This is a genomic window from Ferrigenium straubiae (assembly GCF_051257895.1).
Classification (GTDB): domain Bacteria; phylum Pseudomonadota; class Gammaproteobacteria; order Burkholderiales; family Gallionellaceae; genus Gallionella; species Gallionella straubiae.
Genome location: NZ_CP194331.1, coordinates 2,447,713 through 2,465,796 on the forward strand (window position 1 = coordinate 2,447,713; position 18,084 = coordinate 2,465,796).

7 protein-coding genes, 3 tRNA genes and 3 rRNA genes are annotated in these 18,084 nt (G+C 56.0%); 10 read left to right on the forward strand and 3 right to left on the reverse strand.

Annotated features, from left to right (window positions below):
- Positions 1-129: 129 nt before the first annotated feature.
- Both ACRRNM_RS11890 and ACRRNM_RS11895 read right to left on the reverse strand, forming a co-directional pair.
- Positions 130-1,791: a cytochrome D1 domain-containing protein gene (locus ACRRNM_RS11890; RefSeq protein WP_435628415.1), complete on the reverse strand. Its 1,662-nt coding sequence runs from the start codon at positions 1,789-1,791 to the stop codon at positions 130-132.
- Positions 1,792-2,587: 796 nt separating this feature from the next.
- A complete protein-coding gene (locus tag ACRRNM_RS11895; protein WP_435628416.1) occupies positions 2,588-4,222 on the reverse strand; it encodes a cytochrome D1 domain-containing protein in 1,635 nt (544 codons plus the stop codon).
- A gap of 190 nt (positions 4,223-4,412) precedes the next feature.
- On the opposite strand from ACRRNM_RS11895, the gene ACRRNM_RS11900 reads away from it, so the two are divergent.
- Positions 4,413-4,634 (forward strand): hypothetical protein, encoded by a 222-nt coding sequence (locus ACRRNM_RS11900; RefSeq protein WP_435628417.1) that lies wholly within the window; start codon positions 4,413-4,415, stop codon positions 4,632-4,634.
- Here ACRRNM_RS11900 and tsaD read toward each other — a convergent pair.
- Positions 4,618-5,643, reverse strand: coding sequence for a tRNA (adenosine(37)-N6)-threonylcarbamoyltransferase complex transferase subunit TsaD (gene tsaD / locus ACRRNM_RS11905; protein ID WP_435628418.1), 1,026 nt, complete (start codon positions 5,641-5,643; stop codon positions 4,618-4,620). The two genes, ACRRNM_RS11900 and tsaD, sit on opposite strands and share 17 nt — an antisense overlap.
- 335 nt (positions 5,644-5,978) lie before the next feature.
- Between tsaD and ACRRNM_RS11910 the strand changes: the two genes are divergently transcribed.
- The 9 genes from ACRRNM_RS11910 (at position 5,979) to ACRRNM_RS11950 (ending at position 18,077) form a co-directional block, all read left to right on the forward strand.
- A 16S ribosomal RNA gene (locus ACRRNM_RS11910) occupies positions 5,979-7,516 on the forward strand.
- A gap of 143 nt (positions 7,517-7,659) precedes the next feature.
- Positions 7,660-7,736 (forward strand) — tRNA-Ile (locus ACRRNM_RS11915).
- Between the two features lie 8 nt (positions 7,737-7,744).
- Positions 7,745-7,820, forward strand: a tRNA-Ala gene (locus tag ACRRNM_RS11920).
- Between the two features lie 269 nt (positions 7,821-8,089).
- Positions 8,090-10,970, forward strand: a 23S ribosomal RNA gene (locus tag ACRRNM_RS11925).
- A 149-nt stretch (positions 10,971-11,119) separates the two neighbouring features.
- Positions 11,120-11,232: ribosomal RNA gene (gene rrf / locus ACRRNM_RS11930) — 5S ribosomal RNA — on the forward strand.
- The 16S, 23S and 5S rRNA genes sit together here with 2 tRNA genes alongside, the layout of an rRNA operon.
- Positions 11,233-11,554: 322 nt before the next feature.
- On the forward strand, positions 11,555-13,489 hold the full coding sequence (gene rpoD, locus ACRRNM_RS11935) for an RNA polymerase sigma factor RpoD (RefSeq protein ID WP_435628419.1): 1,935 nt from the start codon (positions 11,555-11,557) through the stop codon (positions 13,487-13,489).
- Positions 13,490-13,497: 8 nt separating this feature from the next.
- A tRNA-Ile gene (locus ACRRNM_RS11940) sits at positions 13,498-13,574 on the forward strand.
- A gap of 446 nt (positions 13,575-14,020) precedes the next feature.
- Positions 14,021-17,779 carry an ATP-dependent RNA helicase HrpA gene (gene hrpA / locus ACRRNM_RS11945; protein ID WP_435628420.1) on the forward strand — a complete coding sequence of 1,253 codons (3,759 nt, stop codon included), beginning with the start codon at positions 14,021-14,023 and terminating at the stop codon, positions 17,777-17,779.
- 64 nt (positions 17,780-17,843) lie between these two features.
- The gene (locus ACRRNM_RS11950) at positions 17,844-18,077 is read left to right on the forward strand and encodes a hypothetical protein (RefSeq protein WP_435628421.1); all 234 of its coding nucleotides are present in this window, start codon (positions 17,844-17,846) and stop codon (positions 18,075-18,077) included.
- Positions 18,078-18,084 lie beyond the last annotated feature (7 nt).

Genomic DNA, 18,084 nt, shown 5'->3' on the forward strand with positions numbered 1-18,084 from the left:
TGATGAAACTGAAAGAAAGGGCGGGTTTTTCCCGCCCTTCAAGGATACACGTTTCAACACAAGTCTTTGTGATTCGCCATTCCGGCAAAGATCCACCGGAATGGCGAAACCGGAATTTACCGGAGAGTCCTAGTAAATATCGTGCATCGTATTGTTGACGTTAAAGTGCCCGGTAGGCGTAATCAGCCTCGGGTCATTGATGACCTTCTTCAGCTTGCGCGTCTTGTCGTCAACTACTACGAGAGCAGACTTCTTGTCGGCGGCATTCCAGACTGCAAACCATACCTCGTCGCCTGTCTTGTTGTATTCCGGCTGAACGACACGCTTGGCGCCTTCACCAAGGTTGGCCCATTCGGCGATTGGCAATACGGTCACCCCTTTTTCAAGATTGTTGATGTCAAGCACCCCGATCGATTGGCTGATCTTTGCATCCTTGTTGAGCGGTGCATCTACCCACAGATTGGTTGACTTGGGATGGCTCTTGATGAACAGCGACCCACTTCCATGTCCCTTGATGGTTCGCACCACTTTCCATGCATGCTGCTTGTGCTTTTCAGGATCGGTGCCAATTACGGCGATCGTGTCGTCGCCCAAGTGGCTGGTAGCCCAGACCGGCCCGAATTTCGGGTCGATGAAGTTTGCGCCGCGCCCCGGATGCGGAACCTTGCCCACATCGATCGTGGCAGCCAGCTTGCCTTCCTTGAGGTCGATGACCGCAATCTTGTTCGAGGCGTTGGCGGCATCCATGAAGTAACGATGAGTGGATGTTAAACCGCCGTCATGCAGGAAGCGCGGTGTGTCGATCGTTGTTGTTTTCAGGTTGTTCAGGTCCGAGTAGTCGACCATCATCACCTTGCCGGTTTCTTTTACGTTGACCATGAACTCGGGTTTGTAGTGGGAAGCCACGATAGCTGCGACGCGCGCTTCTTTTACGAATTCATTGGTCTCGGAGGCGATACCGCTGGTTGCGACGACTTTCAACGGCTTCAATGTGTCACCTTCATGAATCACATATTGCGGCGGCCAGTAGGTGCCGGAGATCGCATACTTGTCTTCCCAGCCCTTGAACTTGGAGGTTTCCACCGAACGTGCCTCGACACCGGTCTTGACTTCAGCCACAACTTTGGGTGTTTCCATCCACAAGTCGATCAGGCTGAGCTTGGAATCGCGGCCGGTCACATACAGGTAGCGGCCGGACGCGGAGTAGCGGGAAATATGTACCGCATAACCGGTCTTCAGAATGGTAATGATTTCTTTGGTATCGCCATCGATCAAAGCCACTTCGCCTGAATCGCGCAGCGTGGTGGAGAAGACGTTGGAGATATTGAAGTTGTTCATCTTTTTCGTTGGGCGGTCCTTTACCGGCACAATCAGCTTCCAAGTGGCTTCAATGTCCTTCAAGCCCATTTCAGGTGGGGCTACGGGTGGTTGTTGCACATAGCGCGCCATCAGATCGATTTGGTCTGCGGTCAATTCGCCTCCAGTGCCGAAGTTCGGCATACCGCCTGGGGTGCCATTGGAGATAGTCTTCTTCAGGTAAGCGGTGCCTTTCATTGATACATCGGCAGGAGTCAACGGTTTGCCGGTTGCACCTTTACGCAGAACACCGTGGCAACCTGCGCAGCGCTCGAAATATATCTGGTTTGCCTGCTTCATTTCGTCCGCAGACATCGCCGGAGCTGTTGCTGGCGCAGCCGCATCTGCATCTGCAGCGTAGGCATTGGTAATGGCTAGCGGCAAAGAGGCCAGGATAGCCAAGGCCGCTAGTGTTTTTTTGTATTTCTTTTCCATGTTGTCTCCAAGTTTAAGATTGCCGAACAATTCCTTGCTTGCATCAAAGATTTTGGAAGAATCTCTAGGTTCTTAACCAATCAGCCGGTTAAGTACAATGAAGCGGAATTCTATGGAACCCGAGCGTGGTTTTTATTTCGGGTTCGAATGAATAGTACAGAGAAAAATTTGCATCAGGAATGCGACATGATGTCGCGCGACAATTTGCCGCATCCCTTATTTCATAAGGTTTTGTGGCGATTGTGAATCTGCGGGAAATCGATGATTATGGTGTGTATTTTTATCATCTTGGCGCGTCTTGCAGAGCTCGTACGGTGTTGCATCACCCTCCATCAGGGAGAATGAGTGAATGTGGAAATTGGGGCAAGAGGTGGGGGTTTTGCCCTGCTCTTCAATAAGCTCAATAGAGCAAAGGATTTGCGATAGCGATTTGAAAAACTTGTTCTCTCTCAATTTGGCAAACATGTTTTCCCTTGTTGTTCGGGGTGATTGCATGAATGGGTGCCAAAAGTCCGCATTACGTTCTCGGCAAATTGAAGTGTCGATCGGGAGAGGGCACATCACACACTAGCGCCGGAAATCAATGATGCGTACTTCTGGCGAGGCGGATTGTTTATCAAGAAAACCGGTTTGGGAATGTGGCATGATGCCGCGCGGCAATTTGTCGCGCCTGCCTGTTCGACATGCAGCTCCAGGAGCAATTGGGTGGGTATGTCTTGTGGTTTTGCTGCAAAGGCGTTAACCCCAAGGGCGAATGGTCATGCCTTCCAGATAGTTTTTTCGATTTCCCAGGAGTCTAGTAAATGTCGTGCTGCGTGTTGTAGAGGTTGAAGTGGCCGGTAGGCGTAATCAGTCTCGGATCGGTGATTACCTTTTTCAGCTTGCGGGTCTTGTCGTCAACAATCACGATGGCGGATTTGTCTTTCGATCCGCTCCAGACCGAGAACCAGACTTCGTCACCGGCCTTGTTGTATTCCGGGTGGACAACGCGCTTGGAGCCTTCGCCGAGGTTGGCCCATTCGGCGATTGGCAGCACGGTCACGCCGGCATCGAGATTGTTGATGTCGAGCACGCCGACGGACTGGTTGATCTTGGCGTCGGGATTGAGCGGCGCATCGACCCACAGGTTCTTCGACTTTGGATGGCTCTTGATGAACAGCGATCCGGCGCCATGACCCTTGATGGCGCGCACCACTTTCCAGGCGTGCTGCTTGTGCTTGACCGGATCGGTGCCGATCACGGTGATGGTGTCTGCCCCCAGGTGGCTGGTCGCCCAGACCGGCCCGAATTTGGGGTCGATGAAGTTTGCGCCGCGTCCCGGATGCGGAACCTTGTCCACGTCAATCGTGGCAGCCAGTTTGCCTTCCTTGATGTCGATGACCGCGATCTTGTTGGAGGCATTGGCGGCATCCATGAAGTAGCGCTTGCTCGACTCGAAGCCGCCGTCGTGCAGGAAGCGCGGCGTGTCGATCGTCGTCGTCTTCAGGTTGTCCAGGTCCGAGTAGTTGACGATGAGCACCTTGCCGGTTTCCTTCACGTTGACCATCCACTCCGGGTGGTAGTGGGAGGCCACGATGGCAGCAACGCGCGCTTCGCGGACGAACTGGTTGGTCTCGGAGGCGATGCCGCTGGTCGAGACGACTTTCAGCGGCTTCAGCGTATCGCCTTCGTGGATCACGTATTGCGGCGGCCAGTAGGAGCCGGAGATCGCATACTTGTCTTCCCAGCCCTTGTACTTGGAAGTCTCGATCGAGCGCGCCTCGGCGCCGGTCTTTACTTCGGCGACAACCTGCGGCACTTTCATCCACAGGTCGATCAGGCTGAGCTTGGCATCGCGGCCGGTCACATACAGGTAACGGCCGGATGCAGAGTAACGGGAGATATGCACCGCATAGCCGGTGTTGAGGGTGGTGATGATCTCCTTGGTGTCGCCGTCGATCAGCGCCACTTTGCCGTCATCGCGCAGCGTGGTGGAGAAGATGTTCTCGATGTTGATGCTGTTCATCTTCTTCGTGGGGCGATCCTTCACTGGCACGATGACTTTCCAGGTGGCCTCGATTTCCTTCAGTCCCATTTCGGGAGGGGCCACCGGTGTCTGCTGTATATAGCGCGCCATCAGATCGACTTCCTGCTCGGTCAGTTCGCCGCCGGTCTGGAAGCCGGGCATGCCGCCCGGCGAGCCATAGCCGATGAATGCCTTCAGGTAGTCCGTGCCTTTGGGGATGGTGACATCAGGAGTCAGAGCTTTGCCGGTCGCGCCTTTGCGCAGCACGCCATGGCAGCCCGCGCAACGCTCGAAGAAAATCTTGTTTGCCTGACCCATTTCCGCTTCGGTCATCGCCGGGGCACCGGCCGCCGCGCCGTGGGCGCTGGCAATGGTCAGTGGTAAAGCAGCCAATATTGCGAGTGTCTTCGTATAACGTATATTCATGGTCATCTCCAGATTTAAGTTAACAATTCACACTGTTCGATTAAAAATTCTGCAAATACCGCCCCGCTTATTAATAAACCGGTCCGTGAAACATGCCGGAATGCCTTCCGAATGTGAGAGTAAGAAACAAGAAAACCAAAAGTATCCATCGCACTCTTGCGCCAGCCTACGCCCCTTGCCATGAGGCTCCATGAACAAAGAGGCAGAATTTGCGAAAGCGGGATGGCGATGCGCTACCAAGGGCTGCGCAGATTATGCGCCAACCTTTTTGAAATTGGAATGCGGCGATTCACCACCTTCATGTGTTTGGAGCGGCGATGAAATTCCGGGAGCTGTTGGATGGAATTTTCCCGCAATTTTGTTTTCCGGAAACGATGGAAACCGAAGCAGCCGGGTTAAAGTTCCTTGCTGATTTCCGTCAGGTTCCAGCGCGGTTTGACGTTGAAGCGGTAATCCTTGTTGCCCTGCTGTTGTGCGAGACGCAAGGCTCCGGCGAAGGCGATCATCGCACCGTTGTCGGTGCAAAATTCCAGGTCCGGGTAAAACACGGTGCCGCCGCGCTTGCCGATATCCTCATTCAGGCGGCTGCGCAATAAGCGGTTTGCACCCACGCCTCCCGCAACGACCAAGCGGCTCAGGCCGGTTTGCGCCAAGGCGGCGCGAGCCTTGTGCGCCAGCACATCGACGATGGCTTCCTGCGTCGCACAGGCGATGTCGGCGCGACTCTGTTCATTGTCGTCGCTCTGCCTGACCAGGGTGAGCACCGCGGTCTTTAGTCCGCTGAAACTGAAATCCAGGTCGCCGCTGTGCAGCATCGGGCGCGGCAGTTTGAATTGTCCGGGGCGGCCCGATGCGGCGAGCTTCGCCAAGGCGGGCCCGCCCGGGTAACCCAGGCCCAGTAGCTTTGCGCTCTTGTCGAAGGCTTCTCCTGCGGCGTCGTCCAGTGTTTCGCCGAGCAAGGCGTATTGCCCCACGCCGTCCACGCGCATCAGCTGCGTGTGCCCGCCGGAAACCAGCAAGGCGACGAAGGGAAACTCCGGCGCGGGGTCGGACAGCAGAGGCGAGAGCAGGTGGCCTTCCAGATGGTGGATGCCGATGACGGGAATGTCGAGCGCATAGGCCAGGGCATTCGCGGCACTGGCGCCAACCAATAATGCGCCACCTAAGCCTGGTCCCTGGGTATAGGCAATCGCATCGATTTGATTGAGAGCCACATTGGCTTCATGCATGACCTGACGCACCAGCGGGATGACGCGCCGAACATGATCGCGTGAGGCGAGCTCGGGAACCACGCCGCCATACTCGCTGTGCATGGCGACCTGGGTATGCAAGGCGTGCGCCAGCAGCCCGCGCCCCATCTGGTAAAGCGCGATGCCGGTCTCATCGCAGGATGATTCGATTCCAAGGGTGATCGGTGACATTTTCAGATTCTCTGGCATGGCGGAATTGTAGTTAATTTTGCTCGGGAACAGGCTTTGCGCAGGCATTTGCAAAAATTTTTCAGAAAAGTGTTGACGGGAATTTTTCTGTCCCTATAATGCGCACCTCTTCGCTGCCACGGCAGCCCGATCTTTAAAAAGAAAACGAACAACCGACGAGTGTAGGCACTTGGTTTTTGGGAAGTTTTCGTGTCCTTTTGGATGCGGGAACGACTTTAAAAATATGCAGTAAAAAGTGCTTACGCAAAGTCGAAAAGAATCATGTCAATGATTCACTTTGAGTAAGACCGGTTCAGAAGTGAACCAAAACAGGAATTGAACTGAAGAGTTTGATCCTGGCTCAGATTGAACGCTGGCGGCATGCTTTACACATGCAAGTCGAACGGCAGCACGGGGGCAACCCTGGTGGCGAGTGGCGAACGGGTGAGTAATATATCGGAACATGTCCGGAAGTGGGGGATAACGTAGCGAAAGTTACGCTAATACCGCATATGCCCTGAGGGGGAAAGGGGGGGATCGCAAGACCTCTCGCTTTCGGAGTGGCCGATATCGGATTAGCTAGTTGGTGAGGTAAAGGCTCACCAAGGCGACGATCCGTAGCTGGTCTGAGAGGACGACCAGCCACACTGGGACTGAGACACGGCCCAGACTCCTACGGGAGGCAGCAGTGGGGAATTTTGGACAATGGGCGCAAGCCTGATCCAGCCATGCCGCGTGAGTGAAGAAGGCCTTCGGGTTGTAAAGCTCTTTCAGACGGAAAGAAATCGCACGATCCAATACATCGTGTGGATGACGGTACCGTAAGAAGAAGCACCGGCTAACTACGTGCCAGCAGCCGCGGTAATACGTAGGGTGCGAGCGTTAATCGGAATTACTGGGCGTAAAGCGTGCGCAGGCGGTTTCGTAAGACAGATGTGAAATCCCCGGGCTCAACCTGGGAACTGCATTTGTGACTGCGAGACTAGAGTGTAGCAGAGGGGGGTAGAATTCCACGTGTAGCAGTGAAATGCGTAGAGATGTGGAGGAATACCGATGGCGAAGGCAGCCCCCTGGGCTAACACTGACGCTCATGCACGAAAGCGTGGGGAGCAAACAGGATTAGATACCCTGGTAGTCCACGCCCTAAACGATGTCAACTAGGTGTTGGGGAAGGAGACTTCTTTAGTACCGCAGCTAACGCGTGAAGTTGACCGCCTGGGGAGTACGGTCGCAAGATTAAAACTCAAAGGAATTGACGGGGACCCGCACAAGCGGTGGATTATGTGGATTAATTCGATGCAACGCGAAAAACCTTACCTACCCTTGACATGCCAGGAAGATTCCAGAGATGGGATTGTGCCCGAAAGGGAACCTGGACACAGGTGCTGCATGGCTGTCGTCAGCTCGTGTCGTGAGATGTTGGGTTAAGTCCCGCAACGAGCGCAACCCTTGCCAATAATTGCCATCATTCAGTTGGGCACTTTATTGGGACTGCCGGTGATAAACCGGAGGAAGGTGGGGATGACGTCAAGTCCTCATGGCCCTTATGGGTAGGGCTTCACACGTAATACAATGGTCGGTACAGAGGGTAGCCAACCCGCGAGGGGGAGCCAATCTCAGAAAGCCGATCGTAGTCCGGATTGTTCTCTGCAACTCGAGAGCATGAAGTCGGAATCGCTAGTAATCGCGGATCAGCATGTCGCGGTGAATACGTTCCCGGGTCTTGTACACACCGCCCGTCACACCATGGGAGTAGAATCTGGCAGAAGTAGGTAGCCTAACCGCAAGGAGGGCGCTTACCACGCTGGGTTTTATGACTGGGGTGAAGTCGTAACAAGGTAGCCGTATCGGAAGGTGCGGCTGGATCACCTCCTTTCTAGAGATATCCAAAGGCTGAGTGCCTACACTCATCGGTTGTTCAAGAGCAGGATTGAAGATTGTGGAAAGAGGATTGAGTAGGGGCAGCGTGCTGCTTTACCCCTCAATCCCAATTCTCGCTCCTTGGTCCTGACAAGTTCAGGGTCTGTAGCTCAGCTGGTTAGAGCATCGTGTTGATAACGCGAGGGTCGTTGGTTCGAGTCCAACCAGACCCACCAGAGAAAATGGGGGTTTAGCTCAGCTGGGAGAGCACCTGCTTTGCAAGCAGGGGGTCGTCGGTTCGATCCCGTCAACCTCCACCAATACCTGAAACACAAAAAGCAAGAACCTATATCCAAGCCTTGTTGGTTTTGATATTGGCTTTTGCCGATAAGCAGTTCTTTAAAAATTTGGAAGAAGTAAAGAAAGTGATTCACGCAAACGTGGACATAGGGAGACCTATGGAAGCGGATGCATGAAAAATCATGGGTTTTGATTGTATCAAGTCAGTTCATGCTAGTCGTATGAACTGGACACAAATGCGAAACACCTATGGCGCCTTGGCAGCGATGCTGAGGGCTTAACGTTATAGGGTCAAGCGAATAAGTGCATGTGGTGGATGCCTTGGCGATTACAGGCGAAGAAAGACGTGACAGCCTGCGATAAGCTGCGGGGAGCTGGCAATAAGCTTTGATCCGCAGATTTCTGAATGGGGAAACCCGGCCCGCAAGGGTCACTCCTGGCTGAATACATAGGTCAGGTAGAGCGAACCCAGGGAACTGAAACATCTAAGTACCTGGAGGAAAAGAAATCAACCGAGATTCCGTAAGTAGTGGCGAGCGAACGCGGAAGAGCCTGCAAACTTTAGCTTTCAAATTAGTGGAACAGTCTGGAAAGTCTGGCCATAGTGGGTGATAGCCCCGTACGCGAAAATTTGAGAGTGGAACTAGGTTTGGAACAAGTAGGGCGGGGCACGAGAAACCCTGTCTGAACATGGGGGGACCATCCTCCAAGGCTAAATACTCGTAATCGACCGATAGTGAACCAGTACCGTGAGGGAAAGGCGAAAAGAACCCCGGAAGGGGAGTGAAATAGAACCTGAAACCGCATGCATACAAACAGTGGGAGCCCGCAAGGGTGACTGCGTACCTTTTGTATAATGGGTCAGCGACTTACATTCAGTAGCGAGCTTAACCGAATAGGGGAGGCGCAGCGAAAGCGAGTCTGATAAGGGCGATAGTTGCTGGGTGTAGACCCGAAACCAAGTGATCTATCCATGGCCAGGATGAAGGTTGGGTAAAACCAACTGGAGGTCCGAACCCACTAACGTTGAAAAGTTAGGGGATGAGCTGTGGATAGGGGTGAAAGGCTAAACAAACTTGGAAATAGCTGGTTCTCTCCGAAAACTATTTAGGTAGTACCTCATGTATCACTCTCGGGGGTAGAGCACTGTCATGGCTAGGGGTCTATTGCTGATTACCAAACCATTGCAAACTCCGAATACCGAGAAGTGCGAGCATGGGAGACAGTCATCGGGTGCTAACGTCCGGTGACAAGAGGGAAACAACCCAGACCGCCAGCTAAGGTCCCAAAGACACAGTTAAGTGGAAAACGAAGTGGGAAGGCTAAAACAGTCAGGATGTTGGCTTAGAAGCAGCCATCATTTAAAGAAAGCGTAATAGCTCACTGATCGAGTCGTCCTGCGCGGAAGATGTAACGGGGCTCAAACTGTGCACCGAAGCTGCGGATATGCGTAAGCATATGGTAGGAGAGCGTTCTGTAGGCCTGCGAAGGTGTCCCGTGAGGGATGCTGGAGGTATCAGAAGTGCGAATGCTGACATGAGTAGCGATAAAGGGAGTGAAAGGCTCCCTCGCCGAAAGCCCAAGGTTTCCTGCGCAACGTTCATCGGCGCAGGGTGAGTCGGCCCCTAAGGCGAGGCTGAAAAGCGTAGTCGATGGGAAACAGGTTAATATTCCTGTACCTCAATGCAATGCGATGTGGGGACGGAGAAGGTTAGGCAAGCCGGGTGTTGGACGTCCCGGTTCAAGCGTGTAGGAAGATCCTTTAGGCAAATCCGGAGGGTCAATTCTGAGGCGTGATAACGAGGAGCCTTGTGCTCTGAAGTTGCTGATACCAAGCTTCCAAGAAAAGCCACTAAGCTTCAGTTGCATTGGGACCGTACCGCAAACCGACACAGGTGGGCAGGATGAGAATTCTAAGGCGCTTGAGAGAACTCGGGTGAAGGAACTCGGCAAATTAGCACCGTAACTTCGGGAGAAGGTGCGCCCCGGTAGAGTGTAGAGACTTGCTCTCGAAGCTCGATGGGGTTGCAGTGAAATGGTGGCTGCGACTGTTTAATAAAAACACAGCACTCTGCAAACACGAAAGTGGACGTATAGAGTGTGACGCCTGCCCGGTGCTGGAAGATTAAATGATGGGGTGCAAGCTCTTGATTGAAGTCCCAGTAAACGGCGGCCGTAACTATAACGGTCCTAAGGTAGCGAAATTCCTTGTCGGGTAAGTTCCGACCTGCACGAATGGCGTAACGATGGCCACACTGTCTCCACCCGAGACTCAGCGAAGTTGAAATGTTTGTGAAGATGCAATCTACCCGCGGCTAGACGGAAAGACCCCATGAACCTTTACTGTAGCTTTGCATTGGACTTTGATGGGACCTGTGTAGGATAGCTGGGAGGCTTTGAAGCGGTGTCGCCAGACATCGTGGAGCCGACGTTGAAATACCAGCCTGGTGTCATTGAGGTTCTAACCTAGACCCCTTATCGGGGTTGGGGACCGTGCATGGTAGGCAGTTTGACTGGGGCGGTCTCCTCCCAAATTGTAACGGAGGAGTACGAAGGTATCCTAGGTACGGTCGGACATCGTACTGATAGTGCAATGGCAAAAGGATGCTTAACTGCGAGACTGACAAGTCGAGCAGATGCGAAAGCAGGTCATAGTGATCCGGTGGTTCTGTATGGAAGGGCCATCGCTCAACGGATAAAAGGTACTCTGGGGATAACAGGCTGATTCCTCCCAAGAGTTCATATCGACGGGGGAGTTTGGCACCTCGATGTCGGCTCATCACATCCTGGGGCTGTAGCCGGTCCCAAGGGTATGGCTGTTCGCCATTTAAAGTGGTACGTGAGCTGGGTTTAAAACGTCGTGAGACAGTTTGGTCCCTATCTGCCGTGGGCGTTGGAAATTTGAAGGGACCTGCTCCTAGTACGAGAGGACCGGAGTGGACGAATCTCTGGTGTACCGGTTATCACGCCAGTGGTATTGCCGGGTAGCTAAATTCGGAAGAGATAACCGCTGAAAGCATCTAAGCGGGAAACTCGCCTTGAGATAAGATTTCCCTTGTGCCTTGAGCACACTGAAGGGTCGTTCGAGACCAGGACGTTGATAGGCTGGGTGTGGAAGCGCAGTAATGCGTTAAGCTAACCAGTACTAATTGCCCGTGAGGCTTGATCCTATAACGTTAAGTAACAAAGGCGTTTCGCAACGCACAATCAAAACCACTTTACTTCTTCCAGATACGGTTCGACGAACGAGCGTCAAAACTCAATCGGAGAACTACAGACAGGGTAGGCGACAGAACACCGTCGAATACCGAACAGTTTGTCTGACGACCATAGCGAGTTGGTCCCACTCCTTCCCATCCCGAACAGGACAGTGAAACGACTCCGCGCCGATGATAGTGTGGATTCCCATGTGAAAGTAGGTCATCGTCAGACTCCTTACAAACAAATAACCCGGCCTCGTGCCGGGTTTTTTGTTTTGGCGGTTTACGCCTGACCTGCTCGAACGCAGTGACAGCATGTTCCCGAAGCGAGCTTCTTGCACCGCAAGGAGAGACTGTTTTCTATCGGCTAAATGGGCATCCGGTACGCTTATCCGCGAAAGTTGGCATGTCACGTGTTAGAACCGGCCTTCGCTAAAGCTGTCCTATCGGCTAATTGGCTGGAGTTCCGGCCTCACAAGCTTAAGAAATGGTTGATGAAATCGGGTATAATCCACCGTTTCTGTGCGGCATTTACGTAATTAGGAACCTGACATATGGCGAAGCCTAAAGACAAGAAAAAACAGGACAAGAAGCAAGCTGTCGATATTCCGCAGCCGGTCGTTGACCAGCAGCAGGACATCGAGGCACGGCGCACGCGCCTCAAAGCCCTGATTGTGCTGGGCAAGGAGCGCGGCTACCTGACCTATGCGGAGATTAACGACCATTTGCCGGATATGCTCGAAGTCGAGCAGATCGAAGGCGTGGTGAGCATGATCAACGACATGGGCATCACGGTGTGCGATGTCGCCCCCGATGCCGAAACGCTGATCATGACGGATGCCGCGCCCGTGGCGGCCGACGAGGACGCCGCCGAGGAGGCGGAGGCTGCACTGTCCACCGTGGACTCGGAGTTCGGCCGTACCACCGACCCGGTGCGCATGTACATGCGCGAAATGGGCACGGTCGAGTTGCTCACCCGTGAGAAGGAAATCGAGATTGCCAAGCGCATCGAGGAAGGCCTGAAGCACATGATTCAGGCGATTTCCGCGTGTCCGGCGACGATTGCCGAAATCCTGGCGCTGGCCTCCAAAATCGAAAATGACCAGATGCGCATCGACGAGTTGATCGACGGTTTTGTCGATACCGCTGATGAAGCGGTCATCGGTGCCGAAGGCGACGAAGAAGCCGAAGACGCAGAAGAAGGCGGCAGCCATGCCTCCGACGAGGAAGAAGACGAAGAGGCGACTGCCGCCGCCGCCGCAGCCAATCTGGCGCAGCTCAAGGCCGATGCGCTGGCACGTTTTACCGTGATCGCCGACCTGTTCAACAAGATGGGCAAGGCCTACGAAAAATACGGCTACCGCAGCAAGCAATACGACAAGTTCCAGTCCGGTATCTCTGACGAACTGATGAACTTCCGCTTCTCCGCGAAACAGGTGGATGCGCTGTGCGATACCATGCGCGGCCTGGTTGAAGAAGTGCGCCGTTGCGAGCGCAGCATCCAGGACATGTGCGTGACCAAGGGCAAGATGCCGCGCCCGCATTTCATCAAGGTATTCCCGGGCAACGAGGACAACCTGCAATGGGTCGCACAGGAACTTAAGGCGAAGAAGCCCTACGGCGAAACGCTGGAACGCTACCAGCACGCCATCGTCGAGCAGCAGCAGCACCTTCTGGACTTGGAGCGGCGCGTCGGCATTCCGATCAAGGACCTCAAGGAAATCAACAAGCAGATGACCAACGGCGAAGCCAAGGCGCGCCGCGCCAAGCGCGACATGATCGAGGCCAACCTGCGCCTGGTGATTTCCATCGCCAAGAAATACACCAACCGCGGCCTGCAGTTCCTCGACCTGATCCAGGAAGGCAATATCGGCCTGATGAAGGCGGTGGACAAGTTCGAATACCGCCGCGGCTACAAGTTCTCGACCTATGCAACCTGGTGGATCCGCCAGGCCATCACCCGTTCCATCGCCGACCAAGCGCGCACCATCCGCATTCCGGTGCACATGATCGAAACCATCAACAAGATGAACCGCATCTCGCGGCAGATCATGCAGGAGACCGGTCTGGAACCGGATGTGGCGACCTTGGCGATCAAGATGGAAATGCCGGAAGACAAGATCCACAAAATCCTGAAAATCGCCAAGGAACCGATCTCCATGGAAACGCCGGTGGGCGACGACGACGATTCGCACCTGGGCGATTTCATCGAAGACTCGAACACCGCCGTACCGCTTGATGCCGCAGTTTATGAAAGCCTGCGCGGCGCAACGGCGGACATCCTCGATAGCCTGACCCAGCGCGAGGCCAAGGTGCTGCGCATGCGCTTCGGCATCGAAATGAACACCGACCACACACTGGAAGAAGTCGGCAAGCAATTCGATGTAACTCGCGAACGCATCCGTCAGATCGAAGCCAAGGCTCTGCGCAAGCTGCGCCACCCGTCTCGTTCCGAGAAGCTCAAGAGCTTCCTCGACAGCGAAGGCTGAACGTTTACGGGTCGTTAGCTCAGTTGGTTAGAGCAGAGGACTCATAATCCTTTGGTCGTTGGTTCAAGTCCAACACGACCCACCAGCAAATTGAAGGCCTGCAGAAATGCAGGCCTTCTTCTTTTCTACAACTTTGGTATGCACCAGATGCAAACGCCATTACTATTACCCCACTCTCGAGAGGGATTTGTGCTGTTGTGAAAATTGCCGGAAGCGTCTTGTGACATGGCTTTGCGGGTAGTTATTTCAGCAATTTTCACTCGCTGCCACGACGTTGACATTGCAACATACAGTTGATATCGTTCGCGCCCCCATCATCAATTATCTGAGGTTTTTAAAAATGGTTACAACAATGTTGCCTATCGCCTTCGTCGTAGTCGCTGTCTTCGTCCTTGTTTTCCTGGTTAAGTAAAACTGGATCGATATCGAGAAGACTGGTCGAGAGCCAAGCCTTAAATACAGGTTGCAGGCTTTAAGATAAGGGACTCGGGAAATCGAGTCCCTTTTTCTTTTATGAAACATTCTTCATCCATGAATACCGTATTGTCGGCAAGTGCTTTGCGGCGCAAGGCGCGGCTCGATGCGCTCGCCGAAATCGAATTTCCCGCCGACCTGCCGGTGGTGGGCAAGCGCGAGGATCTGGCGCGCGCCATCGCCGGCAACCAGGCGGTCATCGTGTGCGGCGAGACCGGCTCGGGCAAGACCACGCAGCTGCCGAAAATCTGCCTGGCGCTGGGACGCGGTATTTTGGGCTGTATCGGCCATACCCAGCCGCGCCGCGTCGCGGCACGCTCGGTGGCGTCGCGCATCGCATTCGAACTCAAGACCGAGCTGGGCGGCGCGGTCGGCTACAAGGTGCGCTTCCACGACAAAGTGTCGCCCGACACCAGCATCAAACTGATGACCGACGGTATCCTGCTGGCGGAAATTCACAGCGATCCGCTGCTGAGAAACTACGACACGCTGATCGTCGACGAGGCCCATGAGCGTTCGCTCAATATCGACTTCCTGCTCGGTTACCTCAAGCAGTTGCTGCCGCGCCGCCGCGACCTCAAGCTCATCATCACTTCGGCCACACTGGATGCGGAGCGCTTCGCCAAACACTTCGATGCGCCGGTGGTCGAGGTGTCGGGGCGCAGCTATCCGATCGAGACGCGCTATCGGCCCTTGCAGGTGAACGACGAAGGTGAGGCTCAGGACGTGCCGCAGGGGGTGAGCAGCGCACTGGACGAACTGGCCGCAGGCGGTTTGCGCGGCGACGTGCTGGTGTTCCTGCCCGGCGAGCGCGAGATACGCGATACGGCGGAGGCGTTGCGCAAGCATCATCCGCCAAGCATGCGCCACGGGGGCATCGAGGTGCTGTCGTTGTTCGCACGGCTGTCGGCGGCGGAGCAGGATCGGGTATTCAAGATCGGCGCACAGCGACGCGTCGTGCTCGCGACCAACGTCGCGGAGACTTCGCTGACCGTGCCCAACATCGGCTACGTGATCGACTGCGGGCTGGCGCGGGTAAACCGCTATAGCATCCGCCAAAAGGTCGAGCAGTTGCACATTGAGAAAATCTCGCGCGCCGCCGCCAACCAGCGCGCTGGGCGATGCGGGCGTGTGATGAGCGGCGTGTGTATCCGCCTCTACGACGAGGCGGATTTCCTGCAGCGCGCCGAATTCACCGACCCGGAAATTTTCCGCGTCTCGCTGGCTACCGTGATCCTGCGCATGAGCTCGCTGGAGCTCGGCGAGGTTTCCGAGTTTCCGTTCATCGAGCCGCCCACCCCGCGCATGATCGCCGATGGCTACCAACTGCTCGCCGAGCTCAATGCCATCGATGAGGCGCAGCAACTCACTCCCCTCGGGCAGGAGCTGGCCAGGCTGCCGCTCGACCCGAAGATCGCGCGCCTGCTGCTGGCCGGAAGGCAGTATCACTGCCTGACCGAAATCCTCGTTATCGCCAGCGCACTGTCGGTGCAGGACCCGCGCGAGCGTCCGCTGGACCGGCAGGAGGCGGCGGATGCCGCACACAGGCGCTTTGCCGACGAACGCTCCGACTTCCTGGCTTACCTGAAGATGTGGGCATGGTTCGAACAGGCGGTGGCGCACAAGAAATCCAACCGCCTGCTGGCGGAGGAATGCCGGCAGAACTTCCTCTCGCCGTTGCGCCTGCGCGAGTGGCGCGAGCTGCACCAGCAGTTGCACGCGCAGGTCACCGAGATGGGCATGCGCGAGAACGAGCAGCCGGCGAGTTATGAACAGATCCACAAGGCCCTGCTGTGCGGCCTGCTCGGCAACATCGGCATGAAGAGCGTGGAGGGCAACGAATACCTCGGCGCGCGCGGCATCAAGTTCTTCATCGCGCCCAATTCGGTGCTGGCGAAGAAAGGCAGCAAATGGGTGATGGCGGGCGAGCTGATCGAGACGCACCGCCTGTATGCACGTAGCGTGGCGCGCATCGAGCCGGAATGGCTGGAGGAAACCGGCGCGCACATGATCAAGCGGCATTATTACGACCCGCACTGGGAGAAGAAGGCCGCGCAGGTCGCCGCCTTCGAGCGCAGCACGCTCTACGGGCTGGTCATCAATCCGAAGAAGCGCGTGCACTATGGGCCGATGAATCCCGAGGAGTCGCGCGAGGTGTTCATCCGCCAGGCGCTGGTCGGGGGCGAGTTCAACACCCAGGCGCCGTTCTTCGCGCACAACCAGAAGCTGATCCGCGACATCGAGGTGCTGGAACACAAGGCGCGCCGCCCAGACGTGCTGGTGGATGACGAGCTGATCTTCGCTTTCTATGACAGCCGCATCCCGTCGGACATCCACAATGGTGCGGCGTTCGAGCACTGGCGCAAGGAGGCGGAGCGCGAGAACGCGAAGCTGCTCTACCTGAAGAAGGACGACCTGATGCGCCACGAGGCGGCGGGCATTACCACCGAACAGTTCCCGCCGCAACTGAAGATCGACAACGTCAGCTTCGCGCTGGGCTACCACTTCTCGCCGAGTAAGAGCGACGACGGCGTCACGCTTGCCGTGCCGCTCGCGCTCATCAACCAGGTGAGCGCTGCGCGCTGCGAGTGGCTGGTGCCCGGCCTACTCGCGGAAAAGGTGCAGCAGTTCGTCAAGACGCTGCCGCAGCGGCTGCGCCGCCACCTGGTGCCGGTGCCGGAATTCGCGGCAGCATTCTGCCGCGAGGTGCAGCCATCGAATACGCCGCTGTTGCAGGCGCTGGCGCGCTACATCCGCGAGCAGAAGCAGCTCGATGTGCCGCTGGATGCGTTCCGTCTCGAACAGCTGCCGCCGCACCTGCTGATGAATTTTCGCGTGCTGGACGAGCATGGGCGGCAGCTCGGTATGTCGCGCAACTTCGCGCAACTGTATGGCGAGCTTGCGCCACATGTCGTGCCCGTTGCGGTTGCTGCAGCGGCTGCGGAAGAGAAGGGCGCAGCCGCGGCGGAACAGCGCTACACCGCATGGAGTTTCGGCACGTTTGCCGAGACGCGCGAGGTGCAGCGCGCCGGGCAGAAAGTGACGCTGTTCAATGCGCTGGTGGACGACGGCGACGCGGTGGTGCTGCGCGCCTTCGACACGCGCGATGCCGCGCAAGCCACGCATCGCGGCGGACTGCGCCGCCTGTTCATGCTGCTGCTCAAAGAGCAGGTCAAATATCTGGAAAAAAACCTGCCCGATGCGCAGCGCATCGGCATGCTGTTCATGCCCTTTGGCACGCAGCAGGAACTGCAGCAGCAGATCCTCGCGCTGACCTTCGAACGCTGCTGCCTCAACGACCCACTGCCGGCAAACGAGGCGGAGTTCACCGCGCGCGGCAAGGAAGCGAAGAACCGCCTGCTGCTGGTCGCACAGGAAATCGCGCGGCTGGCCGGCAACATTCTCAACGAATATCAGGCGGTGCAGAAGGCGCTGCCGCAGCTCAAAGCAAACGCCCAGGTCAATCAGGATGTGCGCGCGCAACTGGAATGGCTGCTGCACAAACGCTTCATCGCCGAGGCACCCTACGAGCGATTGCAGCATGTACCGCGCTACCTCAAGGCGATCAGCCTGCGCATCGAGAAGCTGCGCAGCAACCCGGCGCGCGACGCGCAGTGCATGGCGCAGATGCAGCCGCTCACTCAGGCATTGCAGAAACTGCGTCAGGCGCAGCAGGGCAGGCCTGATCCGCGCGTGGAGGAGTTCGCCTGGCTGCTGCAGGAATTGCGCGTATCGCTGTTCGCGCAGGAGCTGAAGACCCCGGTGATTGTCTCGGTGAAGCGGCTGGAGAAAATGCTGGCAGCGCTCAGGGGCTGATTACCGCGAAAGCAGGGGCAGTCGCTGCGCTATAATCGGTCAGGACGGTTTATCGGGGTGAATCATGAAGAAACAAGAAGTTGAATTGCTGAGCAGGGAAATCGAGATGCTGATGGCCGAGCGCGCACGCCTGCTCAAGGTGGTGGGTGCGGCTGCAGTGCTGGTGGCGAACACCGATGCCCAAGCCTTGCCTGTAGGTGCGATGGATGCCGCCGAGATGTTGTCGGAAACGCTGAACGCGCTGCCGGAAGAGACGCTGAAGGACGCGCTCGAATCCGTCAAAGCCGTGGCCGAATAGGAAGCGA